The sequence below is a fragment of the Cytophaga hutchinsonii ATCC 33406 genome (genome assembly GCF_000014145.1).
GTDB lineage: Bacteria > Bacteroidota > Bacteroidia > Cytophagales > Cytophagaceae > Cytophaga > Cytophaga hutchinsonii.
The window spans coordinates 1141326-1159529 of sequence record NC_008255.1 but is presented as its reverse complement, the minus strand read 5'-3'; the positions used below and the strand labels follow the sequence as shown (position 1 = coordinate 1159529).

Annotated in this window: 15 protein-coding genes and 1 tRNA gene; 9 read left to right on the top strand and 7 right to left on the bottom strand. The window is 39.4% G+C overall.

The annotated features are described in order from the left end of the window. Positions 1 to 129: 129 nt before the first annotated feature. A complete protein-coding gene (locus tag CHU_RS04925) occupies positions 130 to 630 on the top strand; it encodes a helix-turn-helix transcriptional regulator (protein WP_011584402.1) in 501 nt (166 codons plus the stop codon). Beyond that, a complete protein-coding gene (locus tag CHU_RS04920; protein ID WP_011584401.1) occupies positions 630 to 1274 on the top strand; it encodes a nucleotidyl transferase AbiEii/AbiGii toxin family protein in 645 nt (214 codons plus the stop codon). The genes CHU_RS04925 and CHU_RS04920 overlap by 1 nt, the downstream gene beginning before the upstream one ends. Positions 1275 to 1488: 214 nt before the next feature. Here CHU_RS04920 and CHU_RS04910 read toward each other — a convergent pair. Then, a tRNA-His gene (locus tag CHU_RS04910) sits at positions 1489 to 1565 on the bottom strand. 79 nt (positions 1566 to 1644) lie between these two features. Then, positions 1645 to 2976 carry a dihydroorotase gene (locus tag CHU_RS04905; protein ID WP_011584399.1) on the bottom strand — a complete coding sequence of 444 codons (1332 nt, stop codon included), beginning with the start codon at positions 2974 to 2976 and terminating at the stop codon, positions 1645 to 1647. 196 nt (positions 2977 to 3172) lie between these two features. On the opposite strand from CHU_RS04905, the gene CHU_RS04900 reads away from it, so the two are divergent. Further along, entirely contained in the window at positions 3173 to 4552 is a 1380-nt protein-coding gene (locus CHU_RS04900; protein ID WP_143144086.1) for a DEAD/DEAH box helicase, read from the top strand. 432 nt (positions 4553 to 4984) lie between these two features. Continuing rightward, positions 4985 to 5800 carry a glycerophosphodiester phosphodiesterase gene (locus CHU_RS04895; protein WP_011584397.1) on the top strand — a complete coding sequence of 272 codons (816 nt, stop codon included), beginning with the start codon at positions 4985 to 4987 and terminating at the stop codon, positions 5798 to 5800. On the opposite strand, the gene CHU_RS04890 is transcribed toward CHU_RS04895, so the two are convergent. Continuing rightward, entirely contained in the window at positions 5783 to 7414 is a 1632-nt protein-coding gene (locus CHU_RS04890; RefSeq protein WP_011584396.1) for a glycerol-3-phosphate dehydrogenase/oxidase, read from the bottom strand. The two genes, CHU_RS04895 and CHU_RS04890, sit on opposite strands and share 18 nt — an antisense overlap. 193 nt (positions 7415 to 7607) lie before the next feature. Next, a complete protein-coding gene (locus CHU_RS04885; protein WP_143144087.1) occupies positions 7608 to 8744 on the bottom strand; it encodes a DUF1573 domain-containing protein in 1137 nt (378 codons plus the stop codon). Between the two features lie 236 nt (positions 8745 to 8980). Between CHU_RS04885 and trpS the strand changes: the two genes are divergently transcribed. Continuing rightward, entirely contained in the window at positions 8981 to 9949 is a 969-nt protein-coding gene (gene trpS / locus CHU_RS04880; protein WP_011584394.1) for a tryptophan--tRNA ligase, read from the top strand. Positions 9950 to 10036: 87 nt separating this feature from the next. On the opposite strand, the gene CHU_RS04875 is transcribed toward trpS, so the two are convergent. Continuing rightward, positions 10037 to 10312, bottom strand: coding sequence for a hypothetical protein (locus CHU_RS04875; protein ID WP_011584393.1), 276 nt, complete (start codon positions 10310 to 10312; stop codon positions 10037 to 10039). A 307-nt stretch (positions 10313 to 10619) separates the two neighbouring features. Here CHU_RS04875 and CHU_RS04870 point away from each other — a divergent pair, with 307 nt between their 5' ends. After that, positions 10620 to 10964: a hypothetical protein gene (locus tag CHU_RS04870; protein ID WP_011584392.1), complete on the top strand. Its 345-nt coding sequence runs from the start codon at positions 10620 to 10622 to the stop codon at positions 10962 to 10964. Between the two features lie 65 nt (positions 10965 to 11029). On the opposite strand, the gene CHU_RS04865 is transcribed toward CHU_RS04870, so the two are convergent. Further along, positions 11030 to 11455 carry a hypothetical protein gene (locus tag CHU_RS04865; RefSeq protein WP_011584391.1) on the bottom strand — a complete coding sequence of 142 codons (426 nt, stop codon included), beginning with the start codon at positions 11453 to 11455 and terminating at the stop codon, positions 11030 to 11032. 170 nt (positions 11456 to 11625) lie between these two features. Between CHU_RS04865 and CHU_RS04860 the strand changes: the two genes are divergently transcribed. Continuing rightward, entirely contained in the window at positions 11626 to 13386 is a 1761-nt protein-coding gene (locus CHU_RS04860) for a phospho-sugar mutase (protein WP_049755600.1), read from the top strand. A gap of 233 nt (positions 13387 to 13619) precedes the next feature. Here the strand turns inward: CHU_RS04860 and CHU_RS04855 are convergent, their stop codons facing one another. Further along, positions 13620 to 14477, bottom strand: a complete 858-nt coding sequence (locus CHU_RS04855) for a dienelactone hydrolase family protein (protein ID WP_011584389.1) — start codon at positions 14475 to 14477, stop codon at positions 13620 to 13622. A 600-nt stretch (positions 14478 to 15077) separates the two neighbouring features. On the opposite strand from CHU_RS04855, the gene serA reads away from it, so the two are divergent. Both serA and CHU_RS04845 read left to right on the top strand, forming a co-directional pair. Beyond that, a complete protein-coding gene (serA, locus tag CHU_RS04850) occupies positions 15078 to 16979 on the top strand; it encodes a phosphoglycerate dehydrogenase (protein ID WP_011584388.1) in 1902 nt (633 codons plus the stop codon). A gap of 138 nt (positions 16980 to 17117) precedes the next feature. Further along, positions 17118 to 18203, top strand: coding sequence for an aminotransferase class V-fold PLP-dependent enzyme (locus tag CHU_RS04845; protein ID WP_011584387.1), 1086 nt, complete (start codon positions 17118 to 17120; stop codon positions 18201 to 18203). Position 18204: the final 1 nt, after the last annotated feature.

Sequence of the window (18204 nt, the reverse complement as noted above, 5' to 3'; positions counted from 1 at the left end):
ACCCTTAAAACCGCATTCGAACCCTCGTCACCTTGTTTCAACCCTTAAAACCGCATGTATTTAAACAAAATGAACCATTTTAGCTGAAATATATGTTAAATATATAAACAAAAATGTTTATATTTAATTATGAAAATTTCATTTGAAAAATATAAAGGTATTCATCCGGGAGCAATATTGGAGCGTGAGTTAAAAAAACGCAATCTAAAAAAAGGTCCGTTTGCACTTTCCCTGAACGAATATCCCCAAACGCTTAATGATATCACAAAAGGTAAACGTGGAATGACGGCTGCATTGTCTTTAAAAATTGACAAGGCATTCGGGTTAGAGGAAGGGACCATGCACATTCTTCAGGCGTATTATGAAATAGAAACAGAGAAGAAAAAAAATAACCGGCAACATCATCCCGACTTCAACATTATCCGGAAAATACTTTTTTGGGATACCGATATTGCTAAAATTGATTGGCAAAATCAGTATCAAGCAGTTATTAAACGAGTATTTGAACGGGGAAATGATGAAGAAAAAGGTGAACTTTTAAAATTTTATGGAAAAAATAAAATAAAAGCAGTAACCGGCAGCACAGAAATCACTGGCAACAGTTTACCATTAATGACTGATCATAAATAATGCTTTATTGGAATACAGTAACTAGCCTGTTACAGGATTGCCTCTTTAAACTCATGCAGGCTGATGAGTTTAAAGATTTCCGCCTTGTTGGTGGAACAGCTTTAAGCCTGCACATAGGGCATAGAATGTCAATAGATATTGACCTTTTTACAGATGCTGAATATAGTTCTGTAGATTTTGAACGTATTGAAAAATTTCTGATAAATACATTCCGTTTCGTACATGGTGACTTTGGCAATAAAAAAGGAATGGGAAAGTCTTATCTGATTGGAACAGATCTGGAACATGCTGTTAAGCTGGATGTATACTATTCGATGGATCCTTTTTTTCAGAATACAGTTGAAGCAGATGGCCTGCGAATGGCCAGTATAGAAGAGATTATTGCCATGAAGATTGATGTTATACAGAGGGGCGGCAGAAAAAAAGACTTCTGGGATCTGCATGCACTACTGAATCAGCATACGATTAAAGGCATGATCCATTTACACGAACAACGTTATTTATATACACACGACAAATCACTGATTCAACAAAACATTGTAAATTTTACAAAAGCTGATCTTGATTTTGACCCTGTGTGTTTAAAAGGGAACTATTGGGAATTTATTAAAGAGGATATTGAAGAAGCAGCTAAACTACAATAGCTACATTCCAAATCACAAAAAAACAAATTCCAGACAGAGAGAATTTAATTTGACAGCCATTAATAATTATTGAAATAGTACGAAATACATAAATGTACAATTCTGTATGTAACATCCGTTTTGGAATTTGTTTTTTGTGATTTGGAATTTCTTTATAAAGAAAAAACATTGGCTTATAAAAAAGAAAAGGTCTTCTGATTTCTCAAAAGACCTTTGGGGTAAATGATGGGGTTCGAACCCACGACCCTCGGTACCACAAACCGATGCTCTAACCAGCTGAGCTACATCTACCGTGTTCCTGAAACAGTGTTTGTTTTTAGGTCTGCAAAACTAATACTTTGTAAATAGAATTACAAGCCTTGTGAATAATTTATCTTTGAAACGTCAGCCTGGAACCTTTCACCTCTTCGTTGAATGTACCTTCATGAAACACCCAATTTCCTGAAACAAAGGTGTCTGTTACGGTGGATTTGAAAATATAGCCCTCAAATGGTGACCAGCCACATTTCGAAATAATATTCTTTTTTTCAACCATCCACGGTTTATTTAAATCTACCAAAGCAAAATCGGCATAATATCCTTCGCGGATAAAGCCTCTTTTTTCAATCTGAAATAGTTTCGCAACGTTGTGCGACATCTTTTCAGCGATACGTTCAAGCGAAATTTTTCCCTGATGATATTTTTCCAGCATCGCAACCAGGCTGTGCTGCACCAGCGGCCCGCCGGATGGAGCGTCTATATACGGCAATTCTTTTTCTTCTATCGTATGCGGCGCATGATCCGTTGCAATCACGTCAATACGGTTATCCAGCACCGCCTGCCAGATCGCTTCCCGGTCAGCAACAGTTTTCACCGCCGGGTTCCATTTGATATAATTCCCCTTCGTTGCATAATCTTCATTTGAAAACCATAAATGATGAATACATGCTTCCGCTGTAATTTTCTTTTCTTCCAACGGAATGGTATTGGTAAACAGATCCAGTTCTTTGGCCGTTGATATATGCAGAATATGTAACCGTGTACCATGTTTTTTCGCCAGCGCCACAGCCTTGGAAGAGGATGCGTAACAGGCCTCTTCGCTGCGGATCAGGTGATGATGTGTTGCATTCAGTTTATCGCCATACAGTGCTTTGTACTTTTCTGTATTTGCTTTAACAATCGGGTCTTCTTCTGCGTGTATCGCAATCAGCATCTTTACCTGAGAAAAAATTTCATCCAGCATAGCCGAATTATCAACCAGCATATCACCCGTTGATGAACCCATAAAAATCTTAATTCCGCATACAGTTGCCGGATTTGTTTTCAACAGCTCATTAATATTGCTGTTGGTGGTACCCATAAAAAATGAGTAATTCGCCAGACTCGTTTTCGCAGCTATTTCATATTTCTGCTCCAGTAATTCCTGCGTAACGGCAGCAGGTTTTGTGTTGGGCATTTCCATATAGCTTGTAACACCTCCGGCAACCGCTGCTTTGGCTTCTGTATAAATCGTTGCCTTATGTGTAAGTCCTGGTTCTCTGAAATGTACCTGGTCATCTATTACACCGGGAAATAAATATTTGCCTGACGCATCTATCGTTTGGTCTGCAATAGCGGTGATTTTGCCGATCTGCTTAATCAATCCCTCCTCAATCCATATATCTGCCTGAAAGATCTGACCTTCATTTACTATATTTGCATTACTTATTTTAATACTGCCCATATCTTATAATCTAAATTTGGGTCCAATTTACTAAATCTACTGTACACTTCGGTGATGTTATTGTGGTTTCAACATAAACCATTAACCCAATCCTCGCATGCTGATCTGATTAAGGAAAATCGACATTACACTAAATAATTTATTCCGCCGCGGCGGATCTTAATTCATAATTTATAATTCATAATTGACACACCCCTTGAATTTCGAAGAACTTAAATTAAACAGACAACTTCTCAATGCTATTGAAGAAGCTGGTTATACTGAACCTACTGAAATTCAGTCTAAAGCAATACCGCAGATTCTGGCGGGCCACGACATCATCGGTGTGGCACAAACCGGTACCGGTAAAACGGCTGCCTATGCCCTGCCCATTCTGATGAAAATCAAATATGCACAGGGACATAATCCAAGAGCGGTAATTTTCGGACCAACCCGCGAGCTGGTGATGCAGATTGAAATTGCCATGAAACAGCTGGCAAAATATACAGACTTACGCATTGTTGCACTCTATGGCGGCATAGGTCCTAAACTTCAAAAAGAACACTTACAAAAAGGCGTTGATATTATTGTTGCTACCCCAGGCCGTTTTCTGGATCTGTATCTGGAAGAAGAAATTGTGTTGAAGGAAGTAAAAACAATGGTGCTGGATGAAGCCGATAAAATGATGGACATGGGATTTATGCCGCAGCTGCGCAAGATGCTCGAAGTTATTCCGCGGAAAAGACAGAACCTGCTTTTCTCGGCAACCATGTCTGAGCGTGTGGAACGTTTAACCGAAGAGTTTCTGGAATATCCAATGAAGATCGAGGTTACACCGCAGGCGACACCAGCTACACTCATCAGTCAGAAGTTGTACAAAGTACCCAACTTTAAAACTAAAATTCATTTATTAGAATATTTAATTCGAAAAGATGAATCCGTAACCCGTGCCATTATTTTTGTACGAACGAAAAAATCAGCAGACGATATATATAAATTCATTATCCGTAAAACAACCAATACCTGCCGCATCATTCATGCAAACAAAGATCAGAACAGCCGCATCAATGCAATGGATGATTTTAAAGACGGCACCATCAAAATACTCGTTGCTACCGATGTGGCAGCCAGAGGTATTGATGTGCATGAAGTAAGCCATGTGATCAATTTTGATGTACCGATCATTTACGACGATTACATACACCGCATCGGGCGTACAGGCAGAGCTAATCATACAGGCGTTGCGATCACATTTGCTACGGAAGCAGAAATGTATCACATTGAAAAGATCGAAAAGATTATCCGTATGCAGATTCCGGTAGAAGAGCTACCTGCCGCGGTAGAAATTACGGAAACAGGTTTCGAGGAAAGCCAGGAGTTCGCACGTGAGTTGGACTTTTATAAGAAAAAAGAGGATCCCACATACAAAGGTGCGTTCCATGAAAAGAAACGTGATTTGAAAGGCGATGCGAAACAAACTGCCTACAAGCCGGGTAAATCAGTTAAAGCCAAGCCTTCCAAAGAAATACGTTTAGGAAAAAATAAACCAAAGGCTAAACCAAGCAAACCGATTGCTCCTAAAAAACCAAAAAAATAAATTATTAAAATAATTCGAAACGTGCATTGGAATTAACAATTGTATACATTATCTTTGTAATGCTTAAGGATAAAATCGTTCTTATATTTACATAGCAGATTTATACGATCCCTCTGAAAATATAAAAAACATTTAAGATTCCATAGCTGGTTGAAAGATCCCGGAGTTTAGTTGGCCCCCCGCCACTTGCTCCGGGTTTATTTTTTATAAGGCCTAAGGCTAAAAGCTTAATGCCTAACGCAAAATATTCTATTTTAGAAATTTTCTTAATCTTTTATTATTCATGGCATTCATTAGCTTTCTGCTTTAGGCATTCTGCTTTAAGCTTTCCGCTTTTTTTATTATACTTGAAATAGCAACAACTAAAAACCGTACACGTACGAATACAACACATACTGCTTACTATTTACTGACCACTGATTACTAGTACAAATGATTCAGGTACCCGCTTCTTTTGACATACAGGGCCACAGGGGCTGCCGTGGCTTGTTACCGGAAAATACGATCGCTGCTTTCACCAAAGCCTTATTACTGGGCGTAACAACGCTGGAGTTTGATTTGGTTATATCAAAAGATAACCGAGTGGTTGTATCGCATGATACTTTTTTTCATCATGAAATAACCATGATGGTAGACGGCGAAGATGTTACTGAAGCGAATGAGAAAAATTTCAATTTATATGCGATGAATTATGCAGATATAAAAGAAATTGATGTCGGTATGAAAACACATCCGCGTTTTAAAAGTCAGAAAAAAGTACCGGCGGTTAAGCCGCTATTCAGAGAATTAATAGAAACAGCTGAAAAACTCAGCGCTAAAATTCAGTATAACGGTGAAATAAAATCTACCGTTGAAGGCGACAACATTGACCATCCGAACATTGCCTTATTCTGTGATCTTGTTGTTGCTGAAATAAAAAAAGCACATATCACAGACCGCTTCACTCTTCAGTCATTTGATGTACGTGCCTTAGAGTATATGCACAGTCAGTATCCGGATATAAAATTATCCTATCTGGTAGAAACGAAAGGAACATTAAAAAAACAACTCGAAAAATTATCCTTCACTCCTGCTGTATATAGCCCGGACGTTACTCTTGTATCCAAAAAAGATATAGACGCTGCGCACAAACTGGGTATGCGCGTTATTCCCTGGACGGTAAATACAAAAGAAGAAATTGAAACCCTTATTAGCTTAGGTGTTGACGGAATTATTACCGATTATCCAGATTTATTTTTTGAGAAATAACAGCCATTCTTCGTTGTACAGCGCATACTCCTGGTCTGTCCAGCCAAGCAGCAGCTGCATTGCTTTAATAAGTTCCGAGGCATACTGCTCGGCTTCAGCACGTCTGAAATAAAAGTCTGCCGTACGGCGGACAATAAAATCTGCAGGTTTACAAACAAACTCATGTTTGATCGTGTACTGTAATTGTGCTTTCTGCCAATCCGGAAGATTGATGGAAGCCAGCCTTTCATCTATGTGTTTTAATTCGGCTTCATACAAATGAATATTACTTCCATACAAGCGGATCATACGTGCTGCCGTATTGGTATCCAAACCAAATGCTTTCAATACAGGCAGCATCTCAGCAATAAATGTGTCTAGCCCGCCGTGCTTAGCAATATCGCCGCCGCTTAATAAATGAAACTCTGTCTGGCACGTATCAATATCATAAGCAAGTTTTAAGCGTTCGGCAACAATATCGACAATACGTTCCGCCATTTTACGATAGCCGGTAAGTTTCCCCCCGGCAATACTTAACAGACCGGTTGCGCTTTGAAAGACTTCATCTTTTCTTGAAATAGCCGAAGGCGATTTACTGTCGCGCTGACGGATCAGCGGACGTAAGCCCGACCAATAACTTTCTATATCAGCAACCGTCAAGGTTACACCCGGAAACGCTGTCCGGATACATCCGATCAAATAGGTTTTATCTGCCTCTTCAATCCCCGGCTCTTTATAATCTCCGGTGTATTTAGTATCTGTTGTACCGATGTACGTTTTCTTTTCTCTTGGAATAGCAAACACCATACGCCCGTCTCCCACATCAAAATAAACGGCCTGCTGAATCGGAAACTTTTTAAAATCCACTACAATGTGTACGCCCTTTGTAAGTACCAGTTTATTTTTACGGATATCCGCATCCTGCTCATCAATGCTGTCGACCCAGGGGCCGGCAGCATTGATCACTTCTTCCGATTTTAAAATATATTCTTTATCTGTAAAACGGTCAATTACTTTTACACCAATGATCTCTCCTGCCTGGTACATCAGTTTCACTACTTTTGTATAGGTCAATACCGTTGTACCCTGCGCTTTTGCGGTACATGCAAGCGCCATAGTCAAACGGGCATCATCGGTCCGGTATTCATAGTAGCGTATACCGCCGGTAACATTTAAACCCGATAATAAGGGCTCTGCAGCAAGTGTATCTGCTTTATTGAGTACTTTCCTGCGCTCGCTTTTCTTAACACCAGCTAAAAAATCGTAGATTAATGTACCCATTGAAGCCATCCATTTAGGCATAGAACCGCCTTTGATAATTGGCAATAACATAGGTTCAGGAATAGTGATATGCGGTGCCAGGTGATGTACAACAGCGCGCTCTCTACCCGTCTCTTTTACCAATCCGAATTCCAGCTGCTTCAGGTAGCGAAGTCCGCCATGGATCAGTTTGGTAGAACGTGAAGATGTACCCGAAGCAATATCATGCATCTCAATCAATAAGGTTGGAATGCCTCTGGACTGTGCATCCAATGCGATACCACAGCCTGTTACCCCGCCTCCGATAACGATAAGACCGTATTCAACCTGAGTGGCATGCTCTAAAAGTGCTGCGCGTTGTTGGTAGTAATTCAAAACTCTGCTGATTTAATTGAAATAAATAACTTTTGTTTAAAACGTTCCTTTAACAAATATCAACAGAACGAATAAAACAGACATAATAATTCTTGTTGTAATTATGTTGCTTTTAGTTATACTACTCTCCTCTTACGTTAAATTAAAAAATGGGTTTAATTATACCGTAAATTCCAGGCACCTGCAATGGGTATTATTGTCCGCCAGCAGGAGCAGGCACATCTTCTGTAACAACAGCCCTTACCTTAACGGTAACAATGGAATTGGCTGCATCGTTGGTAAACACACTTACAATCTTATTTTCTGCGCCGGTACGGTCTTGTGTATCAAATACAACTTTAATTACTGTTGATGCCCCCGGCTTTAATATAGTTTTATCTGCAAATGCTTCTACACAGGAACAAGACGTGCGTATAGAATTTAACAGCAGGTCACTTTTACCAATGTTCACCACAGTGATATCGCGTGTGTGTTTATCGTCCGTTTTTATCGTTCCGAAATCAATTTCTCCTTTATCCAGTTGTATTCTGGGACCAACAACCGAAGCCTGTTCTGCAGGAGTAAATACTTCTTTAATTGTTGCCGTTACTACTACCGGAACTTTTGTAACTGTTGAACCGGAAAGAAATACTACTTCCACCTGCCCGGCAAAATAGCCCAGCATGCCGGCTTCTTTCGGATTAAAGAATATTTTCAGTACACCACGCTGGTTCGATTCAATTTTAACCGGCAGCAAATTCACTTTTGCATACGAAGGAAGTTTCAGTTTATCCAGTTGTATATTTACAGATTGTGTACCCGAGTTATATACCGGTATCTCCATACTTACAATGCTTTTATTTGAAACCACACCAAAATTCGCGTAGTTCTTTTGCAGGTAAATGGTATTATATTTAAAGGAAGACGTACGTTCCCAATCCGCTAACGGCTGGGGCGAAGGCGTTACATAACCACTTACATATAAATTAATCGGCTCTTTGGAAGCATTTCCTTTTATGACAACTTTTTGTTTAAAAACGCCCGGGTGATTCACCAGATCTACATAGATGACAACTTCACCTTTTTCTCCTGCATGAATGGTATCCGTCGGATAATCCGGTGTAATGCAGCCGCAGGATGGATTAACATCTTCGATCACAAAATATTCCGGACCAAGATTTACAAATGAAAACTTATGCGACAATACACCTTGTGATTCGTTTACAGGACCAAAATTATAGAGCGTATCCGAAAATTCTAAATGCCCTATTTCTTTGTGATTTTGTGCATGCGTACAAATTGAAACCAGCAGACTGAAAAGAAGTACGGTTATGGTATTGATAAATTTCATGAAGTAAACGTTAATAGTCAAATATAACATTCCAGGCCGGGCTTTCCAAGGGAAGTGTTTGGGTACTGAGTACTTAGTACAGAGTACAAAGTATTAAGTGTGTGCATGAAACGATGTCTATTATTACCGTGTTAAAAATAATAGTATATGCATTCGTATTATTTTAGTACTTAGTACTCTGTACTTTGTACTTCATACTCAAAAAGCATACCTTTGTTAACTAATTTAATCATACCATGGCCAGAATATTAACAGGCATACAAAGCAGCGGCAGACCTCATTTAGGAAATGTATTAGGTGCAATCTTACCTGCTATTGAACTTTCCAATACACCAGGCAACGAATCATTATTTTTCATTGCTGACCTGCACACATTAACGAGTTTAAAAGATGGTGCATTGCGCAAGCAAAACACATACGCGGTTGCTGCTGCCTGGCTGGCATTTGGTTTTGATACAGATAAACACATCTTCTACAAACAATCCGATATTCCGCAGGTGTGTGAGCTTACCTGGATATTAAACTGCTTCACGCCCTATCCGATGCTGGCCAACGCACACTCCTTCAAAGATAAATCAAACAGATTATCCGATGTAAATGCAGGCCTGTTTGTGTATCCGGTATTGATGGCCGCTGACATATTGATGTACAATGCAGATATTGTTCCTGTTGGTAAAGATCAGATCCAACACCTTGAAATTACACGTGATATTGCCACCGCATTTAATAACCAGTACGGTGAAACATTTATACTGCCAAAAGTGAAAGTGGATGAAAACATCATGACCATACCGGGTATCGACGGACAGAAAATGAGTAAGTCATACAACAACTACATTGATATTTTTCTTCCTGAAAAAGAATTGCTGAAAGTTGTAAAAACAATTGTAACAGACAGCAAGGGCCTGGATGAACCAAAAGATCCGGATACCTGTAACGTATATAAAATCTATGCGCTGGTAGCCAATGAAGATCAGATCGCAGACATACGTGCTAAATATGAGGCAGGTGGTTTTGGCTACGGCCACGCCAAACAGGCGCTGTTTGATGTATTGTGGAATAAATATGCCAGGCAGCGTGAGTTGTTTAACTACTATATGAACAACACCCACGAAATAGATGCGAAATTAAAAGCAGGTGCCGAAAAAGCCTGGGCTATAGGAAGTAAGGTATATGCAGACGTAAAAGAGAAGGTCGGTTACTGACATTGAATTCAGAGCTTTAAAAGGACACCTATCTAATTTTAAAAAATCAATAATAATAAAAAGAGGTACATGATGTACCTCTTTTTATTATTCACTCTCGTACGTCGCTATTACCCCCATACCTTCCCTGCCAAAATTTCTGTTTAAAAGTTTAAGGAAAGCATTATACGCCTTTTTTGATGCAAGCATCAATACATCATCATGAATATAATCGCACCTGACAAACCACTTTGTTCCATTTGTTTTTGTTTGAATGCCTCCGTATTCAGTTATTTCATTAACGGAACGGTATAGAAAATAAATATCCTCAATACCATTTGTTGGGTCAATCATTGATGTCCAGGCTTCAAAGCATGTAATCACATTCGTTTGTTTTTTTTCATCATTTATAATCTGTTATTTTTTACTATTTGTGTCCGACCTGTTGACTGTGCACCGCCACCTGACCAAACACATATATTATACACCGTAAATGAATTTTGTTGTATCCGGAATTAAAAAAAATAACTTTTTTTCCGATTAAAAGCGTTTTATTACCAGGGCAACCCTTAAAACGATTATTTAAGATATTTTTTTGAAGATATGGTTTGATAATGTCAGCCTGAAAAATTATATTTTTTTATACCTGATCAGAAAAGTATTCTGAAGCAGCAAAACAAAAAAGTTAAATATGAAAAAAATAGAAATTGATTGGATTGCAAAAAGTCGTTCAACTGGCTTAACGGAAGCTTTTATAGAAGAGCACGAAAATAAAGTATACTGGCCTTCAATAAGTTCTTATCAAATACTTTCAGAAACATTTATAGAAAAACACGCAGATAAAGTAATCTGGCAGCTAATAAGTTCGTGCCAAATACTTTCAGAAGCATTTATAGAGAAATTTGAAGGGGAGATATGTTGGGAAAAATTATTCTCAGAACGACAGGGACAACAACTACAACTGTCTACGGAATTCAGAAAAAAGCACGCCGAAAGATTTCAATGGGGTATGTCAAACGAAGAACCAATCTCATGACCCGGCAAAAAGTAAGCCCTGCGGAATTTTTTCGCAGGGCTTTTAAACATGTTACAGCAGGTGGGTTACTGACCTTCTCCCCATACTACAACTTTTTTATCTTTACCTGTTGTTAAAATCAACCGTACCGGATTCGGCAAAAAGATCAATCGGGTATCTGTATTTTTAAATTTTCCGCTTTCAACCAATACGCCCTGGTCGGCTGCAATTTCAAACAGCTGACTTCCATCGGCATTTTTTGATACCGGTTTGTAATATGCCCCTACATAAGCGATCGGAAGCAATACATCATTATCAGCATCAATTTTTACATGCACCTGATCAAGAACTTCTTCCAGTTCATCGCCATATGCATCCAGAAAATCGTCTTCCATATCGTGCAATTCTTCCTCCACATCATCATAATCTTTATGATCGTAAGTAAGTGCATTCAATTCGTTCTTTTTAAGAACAATAGCTTCTAAATCTTTATTTAATTGTTTTAAATCCATTGGTATCGCGTGTAGAATTTGTCCCAAGGTAAGGGAATCCCTGCTTTTTTTGAAACCTTGTGGATTTTTTTTTTCAAAAGTCCGCTAAAAACGTTATTTTAATAATACCGTATAATAATTCGATTTATATTGTAGAAGTTTTAGTACCATTTATTATTTATTTTATTGTTATGAGCGAAATCAGTACACAATTGCCAAAAGCAGACGTTGCAACCAAGAAAAAAATCCAGACATGGCTGAGCGGCAGTTATGATGCAGATACAAAAAAAGAAATTCAATCTTTAGTAGATGCGGGCAAAGAAGACGAATTGATTGAATGTTTCTATAAAGATCTTGAATTTGGTACAGGTGGTTTGCGAGGCCTTATGGGTGTTGGTTCAAACAGAATGAACAAATATACGATAGGGGCTGCAACACAAGGTTTGTGTAATTACTTAAAAAAGAATTTTCCCGGCCAACCGTTAAAAGCAGCCATCGCACACGACAGCAGAAACAATTCAGACTTTTTTGCCCGTACTACGGCAGAAGTTTTTGCAGCAAACGGCATTCAGGTATATTTCTTTAAAGCACTGCGTTCTACACCGGAACTTTCGTTCGCTATCCGTCATTTCGGTTGCCAGACAGGTGTAGTGCTTACCGCTTCACACAACCCGAAAGAATATAATGGTTACAAAGCCTATTGGAACGATGGGGCACAGGTAATTGCTCCGCACGATAAAAACATTATAACAGAAGTTCAGAAGATCTCCAGCATCGACGATGTAAACTTTAATGCGGACCAATCATTGATTACAGAGATCGGTGAAGAAGTTGATAATGCTTATCTGAATGAAATTGTAAAGCTTACTGTTTCACCTGACGCCATCAAACGTCAGAAGGACATGAAAATCGTTTATACACCCATCCACGGTACAGGCATTGTGCTGGTTCCTGAGATTTTAAAACGTTTTGGTTTTGAAAATGTACGCGTAGTGCAGGAACAGGCTGTTCCGGATGGCAACTTCCCTACCGTAGTATATCCAAACCCGGAAGAAAAAGATGCTTTAAGCTTAGCTGTGAAACAGGCAACCGAATGGAACGCAGACCTTGTAATGGCAACCGATCCGGATGCGGATCGCGTAGGCATTGCCATTAAAAATGATAAGAATGAATTCCAGTTGTTAAACGGTAACCAGACAGGTAGTTTACTGATCCTGTATATGCTGCAGGCCTGGAAGAATGCGAATAAAATCACCGGAAAAGAATTCATTGTTAAGACCATTGTAACAACGGATCTGATCGAAAAGATCGCGAACAAATTTGGCGTGAAGTATTACAATACCTTAACCGGTTTCAAATACATTGCCGCTAAAATAAAAGAGCTTGAAGGCAAGGAACAATTCATTGCCGGTGGCGAAGAGAGCTACGGGTACCTGATTGGCGACAGCGTACGCGATAAAGATGCGATCGCATCATGTGCGTTCATTGCTGAAATGGTTGCGTATGCGAAAGATCAGGGCAAATCCTTATACGACATGCTGCTGGATATGTACGTGGAATATGGCTTCTACAAAGAACACCTCATCTCCCTGACAAAAAAAGGCAAATCCGGCGCGGAAGAAATCCAGACCATGATGAAAGAGCTTCGTGCTACGCCTCCTAAAACATTAAGCGGTTCTCCGGTTGAATGGATGTTCGATTACGATAGTCAGCTTGCAACAAACATTATCAACGGTACTACAAAGAAAATTGAATTGCCGCAGGAAAATGTATTACAGTTCAAAACGGCAGACGGCACATTAGTATCTGCGCGCCCATCCGGTACAGAACCGAAGATCAAATTCTATTTCAGTGTTAACGAACCGTTGGCATCAAGAGCAGAATTCGCAGCGGTAGATAAAAAATTAGATACGAAGATTCAGACGCTTATTAGTGATTTGAAATTGGCGTAATCATAATTATAAATCATGATTCGCCGCGGCGAAATAAATGAAAAGCTCCGGAGTTTACCCCCGGAGCTTTTTTATTTATAACCGTTGGCTAAAGCCAAACAGCAATGAAGCGTAACCTTTCTTTAAATGGGGCGCGTTTCATTGCCGTCACATTTATGAGCCCTATCTGTCGCCAGTCTTAGCGCAGCGTGGACTGGTGTCAATCATTCCGCAGTCTTTGACTGCATTCATAATTACAAACCAAACGCCTTTTTAATAAACGCCACACTCATGCCCCACGCTTCTTCGGTATACGCTTTGTTAAATTGCGGATTGCTTGGATTGGCGAATGCGTGATCCGCGTCAAAACTTTTTATTGTATGTTTTTTCCCGGCAGCAGTCAGGTCTTTATCAAATGCAGCAACCATCTCCGGGTTGATCCACTTATCTTTTGAACCAAAGATCCCAAGCACATCACCTTTCAGTCCGGCCAGTTTCACCGGATCTTTTTCCGTCATGCCGTAATACATGATGGTGCCTTTGCTCTTATTGCCCGCAAGAATAGAGGACTGCAGCGCCCAGCCGCCGCCAAAGCACCAGCCCATGGATATAATTTCTGCTTTATCACCTGCAAACATAAATGCACCATTTAAAATAGACCCGATGCGTGTAGCACTTGCAGCACCCATGTAGGCCGCGGCGGAGTCGCGGTTGGCTGTTACTTTACCATCGTATAGATCGAGCGCCATGATGTTTACGTTACCGCCCAGGTCCGCATATAATTTATCTGCATCTTTTTTAATGTAATCGTTCAGGCCCCACCATTCGTGGATCAGGAACACATATTTGGTACTGGGCGATGAAGCTTTTACCATATAGGCATTGGCCTTCTTTCCATCAGGAGCATCAAACTGGATCATACTTCCTTTGGCATCCGTATAGGTAAATGCTTTTGGTGATTTATGCGATCTGCGGAAAGCAGCGTCTGAACTGAATACAGACATGCCCGTATGACTTGTTTTTGAAACAGCACAGCAACTCGCTTGCTGTTGGGCCTGTACAAGTGGTTGTATAGCCATAATCGAAAACAGCAGTGTAATTATTTTTTTCATGATTGAGTGATTTAAGTATTGAATCGTTAATTAATATACAGAAAAATGAATCTATTAAAAACATACTCTTACCTCGTTCACGAATTCGATTCATCCGATTAAAATCTACAAATCTATTTTAGTGCTTTACCCACACAACCATACATCAATTCACACATATATAAACCAGTTTTCAACCTTTTATCCCACACATTATCCACAATACCATTCATTTTAAAGACAGCTTTTAAAGCGAAAAACATTCATCTTTCAGTTATTCACATGCTTGTTCACCTAAAACCAACAGTTTATCCATAACATCTAACGTTTATACACACAAATTAGCGCTGAAGTTATCCACTATAAACACCTTTCCAATCCTTTTAAGTATTAATCCATTAGTTGCAGACAGGTTATTAGTTGGCTATTTCGATGTAAAAGGCCTTTTTAAAAGCTATTTAAGCAATACCTTTATTAAAACATGCCACGAAGTGTTTCCCTCAAAAACTTCGTTTTTAGATAAAAAATGCGGAAATTTGCACCTCCTTATCTAAAGCGTTGAATGACATTGGAGAGAAGGGCTATAGTGATTACAAGAACAATTTAAGCATACACAATTGCATGGAAACAATCGAGAAGGTTCCGTATTTCGTCATTGACTTTGACAGTACATTTACTCAAGTTGAAGCGTTAGATGAATTGGCTACAATTTCATTAGCAGGTAATCCAAATCAACAGCAGATTATTCAGCAAATAATCGACCTTACAAATCTTGGTATGGAAGGCAAAGGGTCCTTCAGTGAAAATCTTGTTAAGAGATTACAACTGGTTAAAGCCAACAGATCGCACCTTGCTCCGTTGATTGATTTATTACGTTCTAAAGTTTCTAAATCTGTAAAACGTAACAAGCATTTCTTCCGCGATTACGCTGACCAGATCTATATTGTTTCTTCCGGTTTTAAAGAATTCATTCTGCCGATCGTAACAGAATTCGGTATTAAGGAAGAGCATGTAATGGCAAATACGTTCACGTTCGACAATGATGGCAACATCATTGGTTGTGACGCGAACAACCCGCTCAGCCAGGATAAAGGCAAGATCAAATTAATGGAGAAGCTTGGCTTAACCGGTGATGTACACGTGATCGGCGATGGTTATACGGACTACGAAATCAGAGGTGCGGGTCTTGCTTCTAAATTCTATGCATTCACCGAAAACGTAAGCCGCGCTGCTGTTACTGCAAAAGCAGACAGCATTGCGCCTAGCTTCGACGAAATATTATTTCAGGAAAAACTTCCGATGACGATCTCTTATCCGAAGAACCGCATCAAAGTTTTGTTGCTGGAAAACATTCACACAGATGCTTTCAAATTATTCAGCGAAGAAGGATATACCGTTGAAGTAATTGCAAGTGCATTAGAGGAAGATGAATTGATCGAAAAAATCAAAGACGTTTCCATCATTGGTATCCGTTCTAAAACAACGATCACAGCAAAAGTTTTGGAGCACGCTCCAAAACTTATCGCAATCGGTGCGTTCTGTATCGGCACAAACCAGATTGATTTAAAAGCAGCACAAATGAAAGGTGTTGCAGTATTCAACGCACCATTCAGCAACACACGCAGCGTGGTTGAATTGGCTATTGGCGAGATCATCATGCTTTACCGACGTACACTTGAGAAAAGTATGCAGATGCACGCTGGTAAGTGGGACAAATCCGCTAAGAACTCTTTTGAGATCAGAGGTAAAAAATTAGGTCTTGTTGGTTATGGCAATATTGGTTCCCAGCTTTCTGTCATCGCGGAATCACTTGGTATGGTTGTGTATTATTATGATATCGTTGAAAGACTCTCTCTTGGTAATGCAAAGAAATGCAGCTCTCTGAAAGAATTATTAAATACCGTAGATGTTGTTTCATTACACGTTGACGGTAGAGCAAGCAATAAAGGCATGTTTGGCGCGAAAGAATTTAATGAAATGAGACAGGGTTCTATTTTCTTAAACTTGGCGCGCGGACCTGTAACGGATCTTAAAGCCTTATCAGAAAATCTTAAGAGTGGCAAAATCTTAGGTGCAGGTCTGGATGTATACGAATACGAACCGAAAAATAACGATGAAGAATTCATCAATGACGTACGAGGCTTACCAAACGTAATCCTTACACCGCACATTGGTGGTTCTACGGAAGAAGCGCAATCAAACATCGGGAATTTCGTACCAAACAGAATTACGGATTACATCAACAACGGTACTACATTACACAGTGTAAACTTCCCGAACATTCAGTTACCTGAATTACAGGAAGGCCATCGTTTCATGCACCTGCACGAAAACCAACCAGGTATTTTGGCAAAGATCAATAACCTGTTTGCAAAACACAACATCAATATTTTAGCACAGTATTTAAAAACCAACGAACAGGTTGGATATGTAATTACAGATATCGCTAAGATCTACGACAAAGAAGTACTGGACGAATTAAAAGAAATTCCAGGAACAATCCGTTTCAGAACGCTTTATTAATAGTTACTAGATACTAGTTTCCAGTTTCTAGACAATAAACTAATAGTTCTAAATACACTTTTAAAATAAAATAATAAGCCAGTTACTAGTTAAGAAAGAATCTAGCAACTAGTAACTGGCAACTAGTAACTGACAAAAATGAACAATAAAATATATTTCACCCCCGGTCCATCTGAATTATACCCAACCGTTCGTCAGCATATGATCACGGCATTGGATGAAAAGATTGGTGTAATTTCTCATCGCAGCAAGAAGTTTGAAGAAGTCTACAAAACGGCTTCAGATAATCTTAAAACATTACTGGAACTTCCTTCCAACTATGAAGTTCTTTTTCTTGCTTCCGCAACGGAAATTTGGGAACGTATCATTCAGAACTGTGTAGAGAAAAAAAGCTTCCATTGCGTTAACGGTTCTTTTTCTAAACGTTTTTACGAGTTTGCCGGCGAACTTGGCCGTGAAGCATACAAGGAAGAAGCTGCGTTCGGCAAAGGCTTCTACCCTGCTGATATTACTGTCCCTGCAGATGCTGAAATCATCTGTTTAACACACAATGAAACAAGTTCCGGTGTATCGATGCCTGTAGAAGACATCAATACATTTAGAGATAAAAATAAAGACGCTTTGATTTTTGTTGATGCGGTATCTTCTCTTCCATATCCAAAATTCGACTGGACAAAAATTGATTCTGTATTTTTCTCTGTACAGAAATGCTTTGGCTTGCCGGCAGGCTTAGGTGTATGGATATTAAATGACCGCGTAATTGAAAAATCAAAAGCGTTGTTGGCGAAACGTAAATCTATCGGCACGTACCATACCATCCCTTCTATGTTAGAGAAAGCACGCGTCAATCAAACGCCTGAAACACCGAACGCCATGAATATTTTCCTGTTAGGAAAAGTTACCGGCGACATGCTGCAGATCAGCGCAGATGGTATTCGTAAGCAGACAGAAGAAAAAGCAGCATTAATCAACACATACATTGAATCAAGCAAGGTATTCAGCTTCGGTGTTGAAGATGCGAAATTACGCTCTATGACAACGATCGTTGCAAACACAACAATGCTGCCGGGCGAGATCAACAAAATTTTAGAACCGTTTGATATGGCTGTTGGCGCCGGGTATGGCTCTAAAAAAGAAACGCAGATCCGCATTGCTAACTTCCCTGCTCATTCATTGGAACAGGTGCATAAACTCGTTCAGACATTAAAAGAAAAAATTGGTTAAT